Source organism: Spongiactinospora gelatinilytica (assembly GCF_003236385.1).
In the GTDB taxonomy this organism is placed as follows: domain Bacteria; phylum Actinomycetota; class Actinomycetes; order Streptosporangiales; family Streptosporangiaceae; genus Spongiactinospora; species Spongiactinospora gelatinilytica.
The window spans coordinates 1-547 of sequence record NZ_POUA01000788.1 but is presented as its reverse complement, the minus strand read 5'-3'; the positions used below and the strand labels follow the sequence as shown (position 1 = coordinate 547).

Below are 547 nucleotides of genomic sequence, written 5' to 3'. Positions count from 1 at the left end.
GGCCCGCCGGGAGAGTGCAGCGCCCTACCGAGTTCGATCATGGTGTCGCGGTTCTTGTGGCCTCGGCGATCTCCAGCGTGTTCTGGCGGGCCATCCTGTTCGCGGCCCTGGTGCCGCTACTGGCGATCTTCGTCAGGGAGGTCCCGCTGCGCGGAGCGCCTGCCGCGGCGGCCGACGCCGAGCCGGCCAAGGCGGCGCCGCACTGACCTTCCCGCCTCTCCGGGCGATCTCGTCCCGCCGCCCCGTTACGCCCCCGGGCGGCGGGGCAGCAGGCGGGTGACGGGGAAGCACATCAGGGAGGTCGCCGTGAGTAAGAACATTCCCGAACCGGACCCTCGGTCCCGCGCCGAGGACGAGGGCATTCCCGACCTCCAGGACGGCACCCCGGCGGCGCGGCGGGCGGTGGACCCGCAGGAGGCCCCGCTGCCCGGCGACCGCCCCGAGGCCGTCGACGACTTCGGTACCACGCGCGAGGAACAGCGCGCGGGCGAGTCGCTCGACGGCCGCCTGGACCGGGAGGACCCCGAGCAGCAGGCGGTCTTCGGCG

General features: G+C 74.6%; 2 pseudogenes. Both read left to right on the top strand.

What is annotated here, in order from left to right:
• Window positions 1–206 (top strand): annotated as a pseudogene (locus C1I98_RS39415) (MFS transporter); the annotation flags it as partial.
• Between the two features lie 100 nt (window positions 207–306).
• Window positions 307–547 (top strand): annotated as a pseudogene (locus C1I98_RS39410) (hypothetical protein); the annotation flags it as partial.